Below are 15,876 nucleotides of genomic sequence, written 5' to 3'. Positions count from 1 at the left end.
CTGTTGCGACGATGCAATGTGTGTGCCATTGCAGGCTGCAATCATGCGACAAGCACCTGGTCCGGTGCAACTTTTGCGGTCAAAAGAGTCCGAACGAGTCCAGTTTGGCCGCCGGGTCCGCCATCTCAGTCTCGAATGTAGCGACTCGGCGCGAACGGCGTCACATCGTAAGGCAGCGGCGCGCCGGCAATCATGGCGGCGATGGCGGCGCCGGTTGCGGGACCAGTCGTGAAGCCGATATGCTGGTTGCCGAACGCAAGCCAAAGCCCGGCATGCCGCGGCGCCGGGCCGATCATTGGCAGGCTGTCGGGCAGTGTCGGCCTTGAGCCGCGCCATGCATCGCCGACAGCGTCGCCGAACTCCAGGACGCCACGCGCGAGCGGAACCACTTGGTCGAGCTGGGCGAACGAGGACGGCGCATCGCGGTCGGTCAGTTCGACGCCCGAGGTGACGCGGATGCCCTGCTCCATCGGGGTCATGATGAAGCCGCCATCGATGTCATAGATCGGACGGCGCAAGGACCGCGCCGGGTTCGGCTTGAATTCGCGATGGTAGCCGCGCTCATAGGCCAGCGGTACGCGATAGCCGAGCGGCCGCACCATATCGGCAGACCACGGTCCCAGCGCGACCACGACGTGACGCGCCGAAATCTCGCCATCGGCCAGCATCACGCGCCAGCCATCGCCGTCGGGTATGATCGCCTTGATGTCCGCCTGCCTCACCCGGCCGCCGGCATTCGCGAACATCCGCGCATAGGCCTTGACCACTTCGCCTGGCGAGTCGACCGAGGCGGTCTGGCTGTGCAGCAGGCCCACTTTATAAACGGGCACAATATCCGGCTCGAGCGCGGAGATGGCCTGGCGGTCGAGCCATTCGCTGGCGATGCCGTATTCGGCCAGCATGGCCTGCTCCCGCTTCGCCGCGAGAACCGCATCGCTGCGCCACGCCCTGAGCCAGCCGGTCTCGCGAATGCGATGTCCCGCTCCCGCTTGCACGATCCATTCCCGATGCAGTTTCGCCGATGCACCGATCAAGCCATGCAGCGCGGTCGCGCGCGGCCCAAGCCGCGACGCGGCCGAATTGGCCAGAAAGCGCGCGACCCAGCCCGCGTTCTGCACCGCCCAAAGCGGATTCCAACGCAATGCCGCATGGCGGTTGCTGAGGTATTTCGGCAGCGACGTCCACAGCGATGGATTGTTGAGCGGCGTGATCGAGCCGCTGCTGATGATGCCGGCATTGCCGTATGAGGTCTCGCTGCCCGGCTCGTGCCGATCGACGAGTACGACCGACATTCCGCGCTGCCGCGCGGCAAACGCCGTCGATACCCCGACGATGCCCGCACCGAGCACCACAACATCCGCTTTATCTTCCGGCATCGACTTTCCAAACACCTTCCCAAGGGAATCTTACAAAGGAGACCTTGCATCATGGTCGGACCGCCGCCGACCGGCAACAGCGGAAAGTTCCCTTCCCAACAAATCATCACCAAAACGCCGCATGTGAGTCCGCAACCTTTCTGGCTGCCGTGGCTTCTTGCACCGCGACGTTCGTCGCATTCCAGCCAACCTTCATAGGAGTTGACTATATGGCTGCACTACTCGGAAACCTGCTTGGTACCGTCGATGGCCTGCTTGGAACCGCCACCGGTGTACTTGGCGGCGCAAGCGCCAGCGGTAGCGCTTCTGCCAGCGCCAGCGGCACAGCGGACCTGTCGAACCTGTTCGATCTCGGCGCAGTAGTTGAGACTAACCCGAGCATCGACCTCTCGGCAGGGCTCAACGGTGTCGACGCCTCGGTTTCCGCACCGACTTTGATCGGCGCCAGCGCCGATGTCGGCCATCTCGATGTCGGTGGCCTTCTCCACGGCCTCGCCTAACTCCAGTTGAGTTCGGACATTTCAAAACTGCGCGGCGTGGGGAGCGCATCCCCACGCCACGTCTCCAATATCATATGCGCTGCACGAATAGATCGCGCAGCGCCACATCAACTCGCTTAAGGTGATCGCCGAATGCCTACGGGCATGCTGACCACTCTTGACGACTCCGTCGCGCCGGCGCGACGGATCGATGATCTTCGCCAGGCGCTGGTCGCGCTATGGCCACAATTCCTCTGGGCCGGACTGTTCTCCAGCGCCATCAACCTGCTTTATCTGAGTTCGCCGCTCTATTTGATGCAGGTCTATAACCGCGTGCTGCTCAACGAGAACGTTTCCACGCTCGTCCTCCTCACCCTGATCCTGGCGATCGCGCTGCTCACCATGGCGGCGCTGGACGCGGTGCGCTCGTACATCCTGATCCGCTGCGGCATCCGCCTCGACATGGAATTGTCCGCGCGCGTGTTCGAGGCGCTGGTGGTGCGCTCGGCGCAGCGCGGCGCATCGCGCGGCGCGCAGCAATTGCGCAATCTCGATCAGTTCCGCACCTTCGTGACCGGCCCCGGCATCTATTTCGCGTTCGACCTGCCGTGGATCCCGATCTATCTGATGCTGCTGTTCTTCATCCATCCGCTGCTGGGCATCGTCGCGACCATCGGCGCGGTTCTGCTGCTTGGCCTCGCCGGTCTCAACGAGGTGATGACTCGCGAGCCGATGAAGGAAGCCGAGGCCGCTGGCAACCAGTCCTACGTGTTCACCGAAAACATCCTGCGCCATGCCGACGTGATCCGCGCGATGGGCATGCAGCCGGCGGTGGAGCGCAACTGGCAGAGCCAGCGCTCGTCGATGCTGGTGCAGCAGGCGCTTGCCAGCGACAAGAACGCGGTGATGACCTCCTCCATCCGCTTTTTCCGCTTGCTCTTGCAATCGCTGATGCTCGGCACCGGCGCCTGGCTCGCCATCGACCACGCGATCACGCCGGCAACCATCTTCGCCGCGAGCATCGTGATGGGCCGGGCGCTGGTCCCGGTGGAACAGGCGGTCGGCACCTGGAAGCAGTTCATCGGCGCGCGCGAGGCCTATGCGGAGGTGCGCGAGCTGCTCGGCGAGATCGACCTGACGCCGCCGCACACCATCGTGCCGCGGGCGCGCAACACCATCGAAGTGCGCGAACTGCGCTGCCTGCTGCCGGCGCGCAAGGAGCCCGTCATCAGGGACCTGACGTTCGAGCTTGGCGGCGGCCAGGCGCTCGGCATCGTCGGCCCGAGCGGCTCCGGCAAGAGCACGCTGGCCCGCCTTCTGGTCGGCGCCATCCTACCGGCCGATGGACGGTTGCGTTTCGGCGGGCTCGACTACAGCCACTGGGACCCGCTCGAATTCGGCCGCCATGTCGGCTATTTGCCGCAGGACGTCGGCCTGTTCGCCGGCACCGTACGCGAGAACATCGCCCGTTTCGGCGATGCTTCGACGGACGAGATCATCGACGCCGCCAAGCGCGCCGGCATTCACGAGATGGTGCTCGACCTGCCGAAGCAATACGACACCAGATTGGGTCCCGGCGGCGTCGGCCTGTCCGGCGGCCAGCGCCAGCGTCTGGCGCTGGCGCGAGCGCTGCTCGGCCGCCCGCCGCTGCTCGTGCTCGACGAGCCCAACGCCAATCTCGACGCTCCCGGCGAAGAGGCGCTGAAGGTGGCGCTGCTGCAGGCCAAGAGCGAGGGTGCCACCATCATCGTGATCACCCACCGCACCACCATTCTCGACATCGTCGACGTCATGATGGTGCTGCGCGGCGGCATGCTCGACATGCTGGGTCCGCCGGGCGAGGTCTACCACGCGCTCCAGCAGGCCGCCGCGGGGCGCGCGTCATGACGGCGATCGGCGACGGCTTCGCCCCGATGCGCGACCGTGCGCGCTACGCACGCCCCTCGCGGCCGGCGCTGCTAGGCGCCGGCGTGGTGGCGGCGTTCCTTGCCGCGATGACGATGTGGGGGACGCTCGCGCCGATCTCTGGCGCAGCCATTGCCAGCGGCAACCTCCAGGTCGAGGGGCGGCGGCAGAGCGTGCAGCACCCCTATGGCGGCGTCGTGCGCCAGCTCACCGTGCGCGACGGCGCGCGCGTCGAAAAAGGTCAGCTCCTGATCCAGCTCGACGACAGCGACCCGCGCGCCAAGCTCGATGTGCTGGCGGCCGATCGCGACGCTGCGCTGGCCGCGCGCGCACGGCTGGTCGCCGAACGCGACCGAAAGGATGCGCCGGAGTTCGACGAACATCTCCGCGCGCGCAGCGAACTATCCGCGGCGCGCCAGGCCATGGCCAACGAGACCGCGATGATGGCGGCGCGAAAGCACCAGTTCGCCGCCGAGACGGCGGTGCTGCGCGGCAAGATCAAGGAGCTCGAAGCGCAGATCGCGGGCACGCAGGCGCAGCTTGCCGGCACCGAGAAACAGCGGGAACTGCTGACCGACGAGATGAACGGCGCGCAGCATCTGTTCGCGCAAGGCTATACGCCAAAGACCCGCATCCTTGCTTTGCAGCGCGAGGACGCCCGGCTGAAGGCCGATATTGGCGCGCAGCAGGCCAGCATCGCCGGCATGCAGCAGCAGATCGCGCAGAACGATCTCGAGATCGCCAGGGTGGAACGCGCACGGATGAGCGAGATCACCGACCAGTTGCGCGCGACCGAAAACAAGCTCGCGGAACTGACGCCCAAGATCGACGCCGCCACGGACGTGTTGGTCCGCACGCGGATTACGGCGCCGGCGACCGGCTCGGTGGTCGGCCTCGACGTCTTTACCGAGGGCGGCGTGATCCAACCCGGCGCGCGGCTGATGGACATCGTGCCCACCGACAATCCGCTGATCGCCGCCGCAAGACTGAAGCTCTCTGATATCAACGACGTCGCCGTCGGCCACCGTGCCGAGGTGCAGCTCACCGGCGTCAACTATATCGAGCGTCCCCGGCTCTACGGCACCGTGCACACGGTGTCCGCCGACCGCCTGACCGACGACAAATCCGGGCAAGGCTATTACGCCGTCGAGGTCGCGCTCGATCCCGACGACGTCAAGAAGTCGCGCATCGATCTGCAGGCCGGCATGCCCGCCGAAGTGATCGTGCCGACGCGTCCGCGCACCCTGTTCGAATATCTGCTCGGTCCGCTGCGCGACGAGATCACCCGCGCGTTCCGCGAGCGCTGAGGAGGAGATGGTCATGGCCGACGCCGTCAAGAACGCCCGCCGCTCCGATGAAGCTGAGCGTAGCCGTCATCTCGCGGCAACCGAATCGGTTGCCTTCGCCACCATGCTGCTCGGCCTGCTCAACGACGCCGACACCGGGCTGCACCGCCTGGAGCACGAGGGGGAAGCCCGCGCGGCGCAGCCGGCTGCCCTGCACCCGCCTCCAGCAGCGATCGTCCCGGCCGCGCTGCAGCCGGCCGATCCCGCACCCGGCCATGACGACCAGCATGCCGGCATGATCGAACCTCCGGCAAACGAGCTTGCACCAGCGCTCCATGCCGAAGCCACTGCCGCGACGTCTCCGCAGGATACGATCGAGACCGTCACTAACGCGCCGTCAGGCCAAGTGGTCGGCACGCAAATTCTGGCATCCTCAGCCGCGCCAGCCGGCCTCGATGCATCGCTGGATCACGCGCGTTCGGTCGGCGCGGGCAACGGGTCGGTCGGCAGCATCGCCCCACCCTCGCTCGACCTCGGCGCAACCGTTCACACGATCACGGACACCGTCACCGGCATCGTCGACACCGCAGTTGCGACGGTATCAAACACGATCGCAAGCGTGAGTTCCACCGTCGGGCAACTAACGACGACCGTGACCGACACTGCGAGCCATCTCCTCGACGGTTTAACCGGCACGCTGACCGGCCTGATCCAGGACGCGCCAGCCACTGGCCTGATCGAGCCGCTGACGACGACCCTTTCCGGCCCGACATCCAGCACAACGGATTTCTCCGGCGCCGCGCAACCCGACATACCGCTGCTCGACACCGCAGGCGCGATACCGACCTCGCTGCTACATCCGATGCCGCTGCAGCTCGGCTTTCTCGGCCAGCCGATGGAAGGCCATGAGCCGCATGACGGCGCATTCTCGGCGCTGGGGATCCATCATTTCTGAGAGGTCAGCTTTTACCCAACCTTCATTTGCGTGGCCGGAGTCCGGTCCACCTCGGCAGCAACGTCGGTAATTATCTCGCGCAGCCAAACAAGTGCGGGATCCAGGTGAAAGGACGCCGGCCACTGTAGGGCTTCTCGGAATGCGGGGATGCGGACCGGCGCACGCAGCAGCTTCAGCGGAAAGTTTCGCGCGAAAATTACAGCGAGGCGATGATGCATTGTCGCGATGCGGTCCGTTCCGATCACCATGGCAGCCATCGCCGTGAAGTTCGGGGCAATGACCTCGATGCGGCGTTTATAACCTAACTGGACGAGGGCGCGTTCATCGAAGGATACTCCATGAATGGGCCCGAGCTGAGCCGTTATGTGTCCAAGCTGAAGATAGCGGCCAAGCGAGATCGAGCGCCCGATCTTGCGGCTTCCGCGCCAGGCGACGCAGCAGAATTCGTCCGCGAACAAATGCTGGCTGGGATGACCATCAATGAGATTCGTATCGGGGATCACGACGAAATCGACTTCCCCTCGCTGAAGCTGGTCATCGACGCGATCACCGAAGGGAAGAATTTCAAGGCAAACCCGCGGTGCGGCGCGATAAACGCGCTTCATGACGGCGTGCATCAATACGATGCTCGCATAATCGGAAACGACCAGCCGGAAACGCCGCTCAGAACTCGCCGGGTCGAATTTCGGCGGCGAGATCAAATTGGCCCGGATTCGCAGCAGGATGTCCCGCGTTGGTCTTTCCAACGATTGCGCCAGCGGCGTCGGCACCAGCTTTCGGTGTGAAATCGTGAAAATCTCGTCGTTGAAATACTGACGCAATCTGCCAACAGCGGCGCTCATCGCCGGCTGGCTGAGATGAAGGCGTCGACTGGCTCCCATGACGCTGCGCTCTTCAAGGATCGCATCAAGCGCGATCAGGAGATTGAGGTCCAGGCCTTCGAAGCGCATCGGCTTCATCCACCGTTCAAATATCACAGATCAATACAATCGATTTTTCAAATTTAAAAGTCCCGTGTACTCAAGACGCAATCAAGAAATAAGTCGCGCATTGGGAGAAACGCTTTGATCAAGCCATGGATCTTTGAATTCATGCAGGCCCCGAACCTGAGCGACGGGGAGACCCTGCCGAGTACTGTCACTGCCGTGTTCGACGAAGGTTACGCGCATTGGCTCGAAACCGAAAAGCTGGGGTTCGAAGGAATATTCTTTAGCGAGCATCACTTCGGTCACTCGTACAGTCCCTCTCCCAACATCTTGATCGCAGCTATTTCTCGCCACACGACCCGGCTGCGGCTGGGAACGATGGGAATGGTGGTGCCGCTTTATGAGCCATGGCGCATCATCGAAGAACTGACTATGCTCGATCACCTCACAAGGGGGCGCCTCGAGATCGGCTTTGCAGCCGGCGTGCCGCAGGAGCTCGCGCGGATAGGCTTAGGGATCGAGGAGGCCCGCGAGCGGTTCAACGAGGCTTTGGAGATACTCGATGCCGCCCTCGCGAACCACGTCGTCAGCCACAGCGGAAAGTACTGGAAACTCGAAAACCTCGGCCTGATGCCGAACGTCTTCCTGCAACCGTCTCCGCCAAAATGGACAACTGTTGTAAGTACCGGATCCGCGCAGAAATCCGCTCAAAGGCGGTCGAAGATTTGCACCGGCTTCGAATCCGTCGCTCGCATATCGGAAATTTTTGACGTGTATCGCGCGGAGTCCGCCAAACTGGGATTTCCGGCAGGGGCCGATCAGCTCGCAATCCGGCGCAATGTCTCCATTTCATACGATGCGGCTGAGGCGCGCGAGGAATCCCATGCCGCGAAGGCAGCGACACTGAAAGTTGTGGCGGGCGATCCGCGCGTTGTCCAAGGCACATCCTCATTGCTCGACGCGCCGAGGGCTGGAGCCGGCTTTTCACTGCATGACGACGACTACATCGCCGGCACGCCCGCGCAGGTCGCTGAACAAATCATCGATCAATGCCGCAAATGCGGCGCAGGCCATTTTCTCGCGATGCTGGGAAGGAGCTTTACGCCGCGTCGCCGTGAAACGCTCGCTCTCTTCGGCGAGGAAGTAATCCCCCAATTGCGACGCGCTGAGATCGCTTGATGCGAGCTAGCGCAGCGTCTTCGTAGGGCGGGCAAAGCGGAGCGTGCCCACCGCCCACGAGCGGTGCGTGTTGTGGTGGGCACGCTCCGCTTTGGCCCACCCTACGCAGCTACGCAGATCGCCCGCTTGGATCGGCGAACATCGCGGGCTTGCAGCGCAACAACTGGAGCGAAGCATGATTGAGGATAAGCCTCTTATTCTCGGAATAGGAGGAACCCCGCGGCGCGGGTCATCGTCCGAACGCGCGCTCGTGATCAGCCTCAAGGCCGCCGAGGATGAAGGCGCACCTGCTTCTCTCCGGCGCAGAACTGCTTCTGCCGATGTATATGCCCGGACAGCAACAGTCCGATCAGGCTTCGCGTCTCCTGGCCGCGCTTCGTGCCTGCCACGGCATCATCATTTCGTCGCCTGCCTACCACGGATCGATATCTGGACTGATAAAGAACGCGCTCGACTACGCGGAAGAACTCAGAACGGACACACGCGCCTACCTGGATGGAATTCCCGTCGGCTGCATCGCCTGTGCTGGCGGCTGGCAGGCAGTTGGGCAAACATTAGCCGCGCTTCGAACGATTGCTCATTCCCTCAGAGGCTGGCCAACGCCGCTAGGCGCGATGTTGAACACATCCAGCGCGCTGTTCGACGCCGAGGGAAATTGCACCGATGCGGCAACCAGACGTCAGCTTGAGACGGTTGGGCAGCAGGTGATCGACTTCGTGCGCATGCAATCTCGCGGCAGATTGGCAGCGCACTCCTTTTCGACAGACACGATGGTCCAACCGTAGCGCCAGCTCGCGGTCAGGAAGGAGTTTGACGTGGTATTCGAAACGATAAAGCTCGAGATCGATGCCGTGGACACGGTCATAAAAGTCATCGGAAGGGGTCCGGCCGTGCTGGCGCTTCACGGAGCGGCAACGATCGAGGGGCAAGAATGGGCGCGCGGTTTGGCCGACAGGTTTCGGATCTATCTGCCATTCCACCCCGGCTTCGGCGAAAGCGGACCTGCGCCGTATATCTGCGGGATGCAGGATTTGATCGTCCACAATTTGCGGCTCATCATTGGGCCTGGATCGGCCGCACCTCGTGGGTCATTCCATGGGCGGCTGGATGGCGGCAGAAATGGCGGTGGTCGCCGGCGAACGCTTTGCTCGTCTGGTGCTGAACGCGCCTGCCGGGCTCAACCACCCTGACCATCGCGGCGCCGACCCCACCAAAGTCGCTCCGCAAGATTTGCCTGGCTACCTGGCGCATCGAACGGAAGTTGCAGCCCGATACTTTCCCGGAGGCTCGCTTGCACCTCCGCCAAAGCAGTTCATCGCGGCAAGGGAAAAGGAAGCCAAGGCGCTGAGCAACATTCAGAAGGCTCACGGCATGGGACACCCGAATCTCGGTCGGTGGTTAAGCCGGATTCCCAATGAGACGCTCATCGTGTGGGGCGACAGGGACAGGGTAGCACTTGCCAGTCAGGCGGAACTCTGGGCAAACGCGATTCCAAAAGCCCGCACTCATATCGTGCCCGGCGTTGGGCACTTCGCCATGCAGGAAGACCCCGCCTGTGTCGCGGCGATCGGCGATTTCCTCGCGGGTTGAAAATGATTTGACCACCCGCTCGCTTTCATATGCGGAACGGGATGCTGCGGATGGATCGAGCGATCCATCGCTATTCCTTCAAATAGTAAGATCCAGGGAGATAATCATGAGAGCCATTGTGGTCGCGATCGCCTTCACCGCGGGCCTGATATCCACTTCGCTGGCGCAGACTTCGCAGGTACAGACTTGGCCCACCCAGTCCATTCGCCTCACTGTCAACTTTCCCGCGGGAGGAGCAGCAGATCAGCTCGCGCGCCTTGTAGGTCAACCTCTCAGCGAAGCTTTCGGTCAGTCGGTCGTGATCGAAAACAGGGGAGGCGCCGGCGGAAATCTGGGCGGAGAATTCGTGGCGAGGTCGGCGCCGGATGGCTACACTCTGCTGATGTCCTCAGGCGGGATGGTGGCGATTAATCCGCATCTGTATGCCAGGATGCCATTCGACCCCACGAAGGACATCATCCCCGTCGCCTCCGTTGCGCGCGTGCCTTTCTATCTCGTCATTCGCGCGGACAGCCCGGTGCGGGATTTCAAGGAATTCATTGCTGACCTGAAGGCCAATCCTGAAAAGCGGAATTTTGGATCGCCCGGTATCGGCAGCTCTCCCCATCTTGCGGCAGAAATGTTGAAAAACATGACCGGCACAAGCGCAGTGCATGTGCCTTACCGCGGCGCAGCGCCTGCGCTCAATGACCTGCTCGGCGGGCAGCTCGACTTCCTGTTCGACCCCGGCATCGCCATCGAGCACGTGAAAGCCGGCAAGCTGCGTGCCCTTGCGATCGGAAGCCCGCAACGATCGCCCCAACTTCCGAATGTACCCACGCTCGACGAACTCGGCCTGACCGGCTTTGATGCGGATGCCGTATTCGGCATCTACGCGCCAGCCGGAACATCACCCGATGTTGTCGTGCGTTTGAACAAGGAAGTTAATCGATCGCTTGCAACCGCCACGTTGAACGAGCGTATCGCGACCCTCGGAAACATCGCCGCACCGATGTCTCCGGAAGAGTTCAAGGAAAAGTCCCGCAAAGACTCCGAGCGGTTCGGCGCGATCATACGTGAACGGGGCATTCGCGCCGCGAACTAGCTGCAAGTTCCGTAGCCGGCCTCTGTGGCGCTTGACGTGCTGATCAAGCTCCACTTTCAGTTCTGGCGCACGGGTTGGCGGATCACGGTCTTGAGCTTTTCAGGCGCCGTCTTGCGAGGGTCGCTCACATAGACCTCATGATGCCGACCGGCGAAGTCGTAGCCGCCCGAGGGCATGATCTCCCCGTGCAACCTCGCGAGCAGCGGTCCTTCGTCGTCGTAGCTGCCCACGTGCAATGCCTGGAGGCAGAGCCCTTCCTCCAGGCTTTCGAGCCTCAGACTGTCAGGAAGCGCGCCGAGTTTCTCTCGCGCCTTGATCCTGGCAGCCAGGAAGGTTTCGCCATCTACATAGTCCGGCACCATGATCATCATGGTCCACTCCCATTCGTCCTTGCGGCGTGCAGAAAAGCTCTCAGGGTCGGGAGCTGACCAAAGTCCCTCCAATGGCATCACGACGAAGTCTTTCCCGTTTGCCTTGCAGGAGAATTTGATCGTAAAGGCGGTCGCGTAGAGGCTTTCGACGGCGAGCCTATAAGCTTGGGCGGTGTTCGGGTCACCACGACCATCTACCATGAGGTAGGAAACCGGCGGCGCATTGATCGTCACGAAACGGTTAAGGGGAGCGGTGAAGAGTGGCTTCCGCACCTTCTTTAGATCCAGCTTCTCCATCTACCCCTCACAGCATTCTGAACATGTTTGGCGGCTGGACCCGGCCAGTCTTGCTAGACCACACTAAACCACCTTGCGCAGAATGCGTTGAGCCAAGAGAGCCATAGTGAGGAGGCGGCACCCTATGGAAAAGAACGTAAAGGACTTGTTTGAGCGCTATGTGAAGCTGTTCCGAATGGCGCTCAGGGATCAAGTGGACATGGACCAGGTGACGTCTTCATACGCCACCGCATTCGTTGCTGCCTCTCCGGCTGGCGTCAATGTCGGCCGGAATGACGAACATCTGAAGCAGATGATGCAACAGGGGTTTGAACATTATCGCCGGATCGGCACCAAGGATATGCGACTTCGTAACGTCCGCATCGCACCTATCGACGAGCACCACTGCCTGGCGCACGTCGCTTGGACCGCCATCTACGACCGTGGCAGCGAAGTGGATGTTTCCATTGATTTTGAGGTCCATTATCTGGTGCAGCAGCTCGAAGACACACCAAAGATCTTTGGATGGGTATCAGGGGACGAGCAAGCCGTTCTGAAGGAACACGGCATCATCTGAATTCCGCTTCCCATCCTTCGCGTCCCGGTGCAGCGAGCAAATCTCGGCCCTGCCTGCGATCTTGTGCTATGCTTGCAAATAGCCTTCAGCCAGATCAAGCGCTGTTTCACCGGTCCCGTTATGGCTGACATAGCAGATGATACCGCTGGCGTCATTGTCCGGCCGCCGATCGCATGGGGGCTCGCGGTGCTTGCCGGGTTCGCGCTCCACTGGCTCATGCCCTTGCCATTTTTGCTACCTGCAGGCTGGCTCGGCGCGATAGTGTTTGCTGCTGCGCTGGCGCTGGTCGCGTGGGCGATCTCTACCATGACCCGGGCCGGCTCGAACGTGCCTACCAACCTGCCGACCACGACCATCGTGGAGGCCGGCCCCTACCGCTTCACGCGCAACCCCATCTATCTCGGCATGGTGCTGGGGCTGATCGGCTTGGCCATTGCCTTCAACAGCCTCTGGCTGTTGGTGACGCTGGTGCCTTTCGCGCTGGTCATCCGCTACGGTGTGATCGCCCGCGAGGAAGCCTATCTCGAGCGCAAGTTCGGCGACGTCTATCGCCGCTATCGCGCGCGGGTACGGCGCTGGCTATAGGGCGCTTGTCGGCCAGGGACCAGCGCCGGGGAACCCGTGCCTCGCCGTTCCCGCTCCGGAAATCGGCATGGGCATGGGTCGTGGGAAGGCGTATAATTGTGTGGTCCTTCGCGCAAAATGATCAAACTCTCGTGGAGGTGGCCATGAAATATGTGCTGCTTGGTAATCTGAGCCCGGAGTGGGCAAGCAAGCAATCGGAGCGGGTCGGCAAGGCAAAGACAAAACTCGACAAGCTAGGCATCAAGGTCGAGTCGATCCACTACACGCAAGGCTACTATGATTTCGTCGATATCGTCGACGCTCCAAACGAGGCGGCGATGCTCGCGTTCTCGGTCTGGTATGCGGGCCAAGGTCTGGGGCGGATCCAAAGTATGCCGGCCTTCGACGCCAAGACCTTCGAAGCCGCGATCAAGGACGCGGCGAGCTAGGCGTCGGAGCGAGGCTCACGGCTTTTCTGCCAACCGCCCGTTCGCTTGTGCAAGCTGGGTGGAACATTCTTCGCGGGCCTGGGCCGAGCTTACCCCCGGTGTGATCGAAGCCGGCGCGCCACGGTCGATGAGGGATGCCGCAAGCCGCTACGCAGCGACTACTGCGGTGGTTCGGCCCGCCTCTCGACCGCGCGTTCGATCAGATCGAGCCGCGATTTCCAGGGGTCGGGTTGCACGGCCGCAGTGGCGTCAGGCGCGAACAGCATCAGCTCGGACTTTGCGGGATCGTAGCGTGGCCATCTCGGCAGGCCGCTGCGGTTCGGATCGCCGGTTTTGGCGAACTCAGCAATGTAGCCCATAAATTGATTAGCCATCGCGCGGTCCTTTGCCGTTGCGGCCGCGCCGTACGTCGCAGCTAGCGTGCCGAAGAGGTACGGCACTTCCTTGGCATGCTCCGCGGTGCCTTTCGGGCGCAGCGATTCGGCGACATATCCGAACCGGTAGAGCCACGCCGGCTGGCCGGCGGCGGTCGCCTGTTTCGCGACGAAACGAGCTGGCTCGTGCATCGTGATATCCACAGCGATGTTCTTGATCGCGGCGCCCGGGTCGGCCGCGCCTGCGAAATACAGGGCCTCCGCGACCGGCGCATCCGCGCCAAAGAACGACAGGGGATCATCCCGGGACGGAAACAGCATCGGCAAATCGTCGCTCGTCGTGCCGATCAGCACCGGCACCTGGGCCGCCGTGCGATTGCGCAGCACTTCGCTGGGCATATTCATGCCGGTCACGATCTTGCCGTCGACGATCGGACCGCCGGCATAGGTGTCCACCTTTCCCAGCAACGCCTCCACGCCGAGGTCGTTACTCACCTTCTGCGCCGGCAGGGCCCGCAGCGCCGCAAGCGCGTCGGCGCCGCTTCCGGTGATACCCACGCTCTGCGCAAAGGCGACGCCGACCTGCTCGGCCCGCGCACGCGATGCTCCGATCCCATAGGTGCGGCCGCCGCCCGACATGACCACGGCGCGATGAAACAAGCCGCGCGCTGCGGGCCACGCCAAGTGGTGTATCACCGAAACCCCGCCGGCGGACTCGCCCGCGATCGTCACCTGCTTTGCATCACCACCGAACTGAGCAATGTTACGCTGCACCCATTGCAGCGCGGCGAGTTGATCGAGGAAACCGTAATTGCCGGGTGCTTCTTCGCCCGCCGCCGTCAGCGCGGGATGCATAAAGAACCCGAGCCGCCCCAGGCGGTAATTCAGCGACACCACGACCAGGCCCTGGCCTGCGAGCGCGCTGCCATTGAAGGTCGGCGCGGATGCTCCGCCAGCGATGAAGCCGCCACCGTGAATCCACACCAGGACCGGCAACCGATCGCCTGGCTTAAACGCCGCCGGACGCCACACATTGAGGAACACCCAATCCTCGTCGAACTTGCCACCGCTCGCGGCAGCAGCGCCCGGTGTTGGCTTCTGTACGCAATCGGAGCCGTATTCAGCGGCCTGACTTACGTCGCGCCAGGCCGCAACTGGCTGCGGTGCGCGCCAGCGCAAGGCCCCAACCGGCGGCGCTGCGTACGGAATACCCTTGAAGGCAGCAACGTCGTTCGAAGCGACGCCCCTTATTATCCCAGCGTCGACGGTCACAGTCGGCGCGGTCTGGGTCGCAGCAGGAGAGAGTGCGCCGAGCGCGCTGGCCGCAGCTACAAGCAAAACCTTGCAGTAGAGTCGTCCATCCATGGGCGCTTCCCATCACGCCTAACGGGGGATGTCCGGAGACGTTCCGAGGCGGCGGCCTGTTTAGACGTTGCAACAGCTGAGCCGACATAATGTTATCCTCGCCTTCCTGAGAGCCAACTTCTCGTAATTCACTTGGTTGGGCGATATGAATCAGCATCTCTCCCTCGTCAGTCTCGTGGTCCAGGACTATGACGAGGCAATCACCTTCTTCACCCGCGCCCTGAATTTCGAGCTCTGCGAAGACACGCCACTCGGCGACGGCAAGCGGTGGGTGGTCGTGCGTCCGCCGGGCCGCGTCGGCTCCGGCCTGCTATTGGCGCGGGCGGATGGTCCGGCCCAAGCGGCGCGCATCGGTGATCAGACCGGAGGGCGGGTTTTCTTGTTTCTGGAAACGGATGATTTCGAGCGCGATCATGTGCGCATGACCGCCGCCGGCGTGCGGTTCGTTGAGGCGCCACGGCATGAGGCTTATGGCGTCGTGGCGGTTTTCGAGGATATCTGCGGCAACCGCTGGGACCTGATCCAGTCCAAGTCCTAGGCGCAGATGACACGCCAAAGCGCTTTGAACTCTCGAAGTACGCCCTCGGCGGTTCTCTGACCGCTTGACGCGGCTCGCCGGCTATGTTCTCTTTTTGTTCTTTAGACAACGCATACGAGGCCTTTCCTTTCATGCATGACATTTGCACCGACGCCGGGTCGATCACGCTCTTCATTCATAATGACGACGATACGCCGGTCGAATTCGTCCGGCAGCTCCTTCGCAACGTCTTCGGCAAGTCGGAACGGGAAGCGATCGCATTCACCGCGCTGATCGAGAACGAAGAGAAGGTGGCCTGCGGCCCCTACCCGGGCCCGGTCGCCAAGGCGCTGCTGGATTCGGCACGGCAAAGCATCAGCGCCGCCGGTCATGGTTTGCTGATCACCAGCGAAACCGCGGCCACGAAAGGCGCGTGCGATCTTTGCGGAGCACCGGCGACTGGCAGTAAAATCCTGCTCGCCGGCGGGACAGCGTGCCTCTGCAATAGCTGCCTGCTTGCCATCAGGCGCGCATCGGAGGCCGTGCCTGGAGAACGAGTTCAAATACGCCTGGCTTGCGCTTGACTGGCACTTTGCCGGAATC

The 15,876-nt window shown here is 62.6% G+C and carries 17 protein-coding genes; 13 read left to right on the top strand and 4 right to left on the bottom strand.

Annotated elements, in window-relative coordinates:
- Positions 1-125: 125 nt before the first annotated feature.
- A complete protein-coding gene (locus YUO_RS0114750) occupies positions 126-1,376 on the bottom strand; it encodes an NAD(P)/FAD-dependent oxidoreductase (RefSeq protein ID WP_028347962.1) in 1,251 nt (416 codons plus the stop codon).
- A gap of 209 nt (positions 1,377-1,585) precedes the next feature.
- On the opposite strand from YUO_RS0114750, the gene YUO_RS0114745 reads away from it, so the two are divergent.
- The 4 genes from YUO_RS0114745 (at position 1,586) to YUO_RS0114730 (ending at position 6,001) form a co-directional block, all read left to right on the top strand.
- Positions 1,586-1,876, top strand: a complete 291-nt coding sequence (locus tag YUO_RS0114745; RefSeq protein ID WP_028347961.1) for a hypothetical protein — start codon at positions 1,586-1,588, stop codon at positions 1,874-1,876.
- Positions 1,877-2,008: 132 nt separating this feature from the next.
- A complete protein-coding gene (locus YUO_RS40750; protein WP_235782718.1) occupies positions 2,009-3,742 on the top strand; it encodes a type I secretion system permease/ATPase in 1,734 nt (577 codons plus the stop codon).
- Positions 3,739-5,067: an HlyD family type I secretion periplasmic adaptor subunit gene (locus YUO_RS0114735; protein ID WP_028347960.1), complete on the top strand. Its 1,329-nt coding sequence runs from the start codon at positions 3,739-3,741 to the stop codon at positions 5,065-5,067. The genes YUO_RS40750 and YUO_RS0114735 overlap by 4 nt, the downstream gene beginning before the upstream one ends.
- Before the next feature lie 13 nt (positions 5,068-5,080).
- A complete protein-coding gene (locus YUO_RS0114730; protein WP_156908631.1) occupies positions 5,081-6,001 on the top strand; it encodes a hypothetical protein in 921 nt (306 codons plus the stop codon).
- 11 nt (positions 6,002-6,012) lie between these two features.
- Here the strand turns inward: YUO_RS0114730 and YUO_RS40745 are convergent, their stop codons facing one another.
- Positions 6,013-6,960, bottom strand: coding sequence for a LysR family transcriptional regulator (locus YUO_RS40745; protein ID WP_051379442.1), 948 nt, complete (start codon positions 6,958-6,960; stop codon positions 6,013-6,015).
- 105 nt (positions 6,961-7,065) lie between these two features.
- Here YUO_RS40745 and YUO_RS40740 point away from each other — a divergent pair, with 105 nt between their 5' ends.
- From YUO_RS40740 to YUO_RS0114705, 4 genes are all read left to right on the top strand, one after another.
- Positions 7,066-8,106 (top strand): LLM class flavin-dependent oxidoreductase, encoded by a 1,041-nt coding sequence (locus tag YUO_RS40740; RefSeq protein WP_051379441.1) that lies wholly within the window; start codon positions 7,066-7,068, stop codon positions 8,104-8,106.
- Between the two features lie 275 nt (positions 8,107-8,381).
- Positions 8,382-8,891 carry an NADPH-dependent FMN reductase gene (locus tag YUO_RS40735; RefSeq protein WP_198028033.1) on the top strand — a complete coding sequence of 170 codons (510 nt, stop codon included), beginning with the start codon at positions 8,382-8,384 and terminating at the stop codon, positions 8,889-8,891.
- 310 nt (positions 8,892-9,201) lie between these two features.
- Complete coding sequence (locus tag YUO_RS47735; RefSeq protein ID WP_235782717.1) at positions 9,202-9,696, top strand: alpha/beta fold hydrolase; 495 nt, start codon at positions 9,202-9,204, stop codon at positions 9,694-9,696.
- 106 nt (positions 9,697-9,802) lie between these two features.
- On the top strand, positions 9,803-10,780 hold the full coding sequence (locus YUO_RS0114705; RefSeq protein ID WP_028347958.1) for a Bug family tripartite tricarboxylate transporter substrate binding protein: 978 nt from the start codon (positions 9,803-9,805) through the stop codon (positions 10,778-10,780).
- A gap of 56 nt (positions 10,781-10,836) precedes the next feature.
- Here YUO_RS0114705 and YUO_RS0114700 read toward each other — a convergent pair whose 3' ends face one another.
- The gene (locus YUO_RS0114700) at positions 10,837-11,448 is read right to left on the bottom strand and encodes a GyrI-like domain-containing protein (RefSeq protein ID WP_028347957.1); all 612 of its coding nucleotides are present in this window, start codon (positions 11,446-11,448) and stop codon (positions 10,837-10,839) included.
- A gap of 124 nt (positions 11,449-11,572) precedes the next feature.
- Here YUO_RS0114700 and YUO_RS0114695 point away from each other — a divergent pair, with 124 nt between their 5' ends.
- The 3 genes from YUO_RS0114695 (at position 11,573) to YUO_RS0114685 (ending at position 13,017) form a co-directional block, all read left to right on the top strand.
- Positions 11,573-12,004, top strand: coding sequence for a DUF6841 family protein (locus YUO_RS0114695; RefSeq protein ID WP_028347956.1), 432 nt, complete (start codon positions 11,573-11,575; stop codon positions 12,002-12,004).
- A gap of 120 nt (positions 12,005-12,124) precedes the next feature.
- The gene (locus tag YUO_RS0114690) at positions 12,125-12,589 is read left to right on the top strand and encodes a methyltransferase family protein (RefSeq protein WP_028347955.1); all 465 of its coding nucleotides are present in this window, start codon (positions 12,125-12,127) and stop codon (positions 12,587-12,589) included.
- A 143-nt stretch (positions 12,590-12,732) separates the two neighbouring features.
- Positions 12,733-13,017, top strand: coding sequence for a GYD domain-containing protein (locus YUO_RS0114685; RefSeq protein WP_028347954.1), 285 nt, complete (start codon positions 12,733-12,735; stop codon positions 13,015-13,017).
- Positions 13,018-13,175: 158 nt separating this feature from the next.
- Here YUO_RS0114685 and YUO_RS0114680 read toward each other — a convergent pair whose 3' ends face one another.
- A complete protein-coding gene (locus tag YUO_RS0114680) occupies positions 13,176-14,756 on the bottom strand; it encodes a carboxylesterase/lipase family protein (protein WP_028347953.1) in 1,581 nt (526 codons plus the stop codon).
- A gap of 145 nt (positions 14,757-14,901) precedes the next feature.
- On the opposite strand from YUO_RS0114680, the gene YUO_RS0114675 reads away from it, so the two are divergent.
- Entirely contained in the window at positions 14,902-15,294 is a 393-nt protein-coding gene (locus YUO_RS0114675) for a VOC family protein (RefSeq protein WP_028347952.1), read from the top strand.
- A gap of 83 nt (positions 15,295-15,377) precedes the next feature.
- On the top strand, positions 15,378-15,857 hold the full coding sequence (locus YUO_RS47730) for an ATP-dependent Clp protease adaptor ClpS (RefSeq protein WP_235782716.1): 480 nt from the start codon (positions 15,378-15,380) through the stop codon (positions 15,855-15,857).
- Positions 15,858-15,876 lie beyond the last annotated feature (19 nt).

Origin of the sequence: Bradyrhizobium murdochi (genome assembly GCF_000472965.1) — a bacterium.
GTDB lineage: Bacteria > Pseudomonadota > Alphaproteobacteria > Rhizobiales > Xanthobacteraceae > Bradyrhizobium > Bradyrhizobium murdochi.
This window is presented reverse-complemented; position numbering and strand designations above follow the sequence as displayed.

What these genes read in the sequence shown, in the direction of transcription:
- YUO_RS0114745 (WP_028347961.1), top strand. Translation starts at nt 1,586, where the DNA reads ATGGCTGCACTACTCGGAAACCTGCTTGGTACCGTCGATGGCCTGCTT.
- YUO_RS0114700 (WP_028347957.1), bottom strand. Translation starts at nt 11,448, where the DNA reads ATGGAGAAGCTGGATCTAAAGAAGGTGCGGAAGCCACTCTTCACCGCT.
- YUO_RS40750 (WP_235782718.1), top strand. Translation starts at nt 2,009, where the DNA reads ATGCCTACGGGCATGCTGACCACTCTTGACGACTCCGTCGCGCCGGCG.
- YUO_RS0114675 (WP_028347952.1), top strand. Translation starts at nt 14,902, where the DNA reads ATGAATCAGCATCTCTCCCTCGTCAGTCTCGTGGTCCAGGACTATGAC.
- YUO_RS0114705 (WP_028347958.1), top strand. Translation starts at nt 9,803, where the DNA reads ATGAGAGCCATTGTGGTCGCGATCGCCTTCACCGCGGGCCTGATATCC.
- YUO_RS0114695 (WP_028347956.1), top strand. Translation starts at nt 11,573, where the DNA reads ATGGAAAAGAACGTAAAGGACTTGTTTGAGCGCTATGTGAAGCTGTTC.
- YUO_RS0114730 (WP_156908631.1), top strand. Translation starts at nt 5,081, where the DNA reads ATGGCCGACGCCGTCAAGAACGCCCGCCGCTCCGATGAAGCTGAGCGT.
- YUO_RS0114685 (WP_028347954.1), top strand. Translation starts at nt 12,733, where the DNA reads ATGAAATATGTGCTGCTTGGTAATCTGAGCCCGGAGTGGGCAAGCAAG.
- YUO_RS0114680 (WP_028347953.1), bottom strand. Translation starts at nt 14,756, where the DNA reads ATGGATGGACGACTCTACTGCAAGGTTTTGCTTGTAGCTGCGGCCAGC.
- YUO_RS47735 (WP_235782717.1), top strand. Translation starts at nt 9,202, where the DNA reads ATGGGCGGCTGGATGGCGGCAGAAATGGCGGTGGTCGCCGGCGAACGC.
- YUO_RS0114735 (WP_028347960.1), top strand. Translation starts at nt 3,739, where the DNA reads ATGACGGCGATCGGCGACGGCTTCGCCCCGATGCGCGACCGTGCGCGC.
- YUO_RS40735 (WP_198028033.1), top strand. Translation starts at nt 8,382, where the DNA reads ATGAAGGCGCACCTGCTTCTCTCCGGCGCAGAACTGCTTCTGCCGATG.
- YUO_RS47730 (WP_235782716.1), top strand. Translation starts at nt 15,378, where the DNA reads ATGTTCTCTTTTTGTTCTTTAGACAACGCATACGAGGCCTTTCCTTTC.
- YUO_RS0114690 (WP_028347955.1), top strand. Translation starts at nt 12,125, where the DNA reads ATGGCTGACATAGCAGATGATACCGCTGGCGTCATTGTCCGGCCGCCG.
- YUO_RS40745 (WP_051379442.1), bottom strand. Translation starts at nt 6,960, where the DNA reads ATGAAGCCGATGCGCTTCGAAGGCCTGGACCTCAATCTCCTGATCGCG.
- YUO_RS0114750 (WP_028347962.1), bottom strand. Translation starts at nt 1,376, where the DNA reads ATGCCGGAAGATAAAGCGGATGTTGTGGTGCTCGGTGCGGGCATCGTC.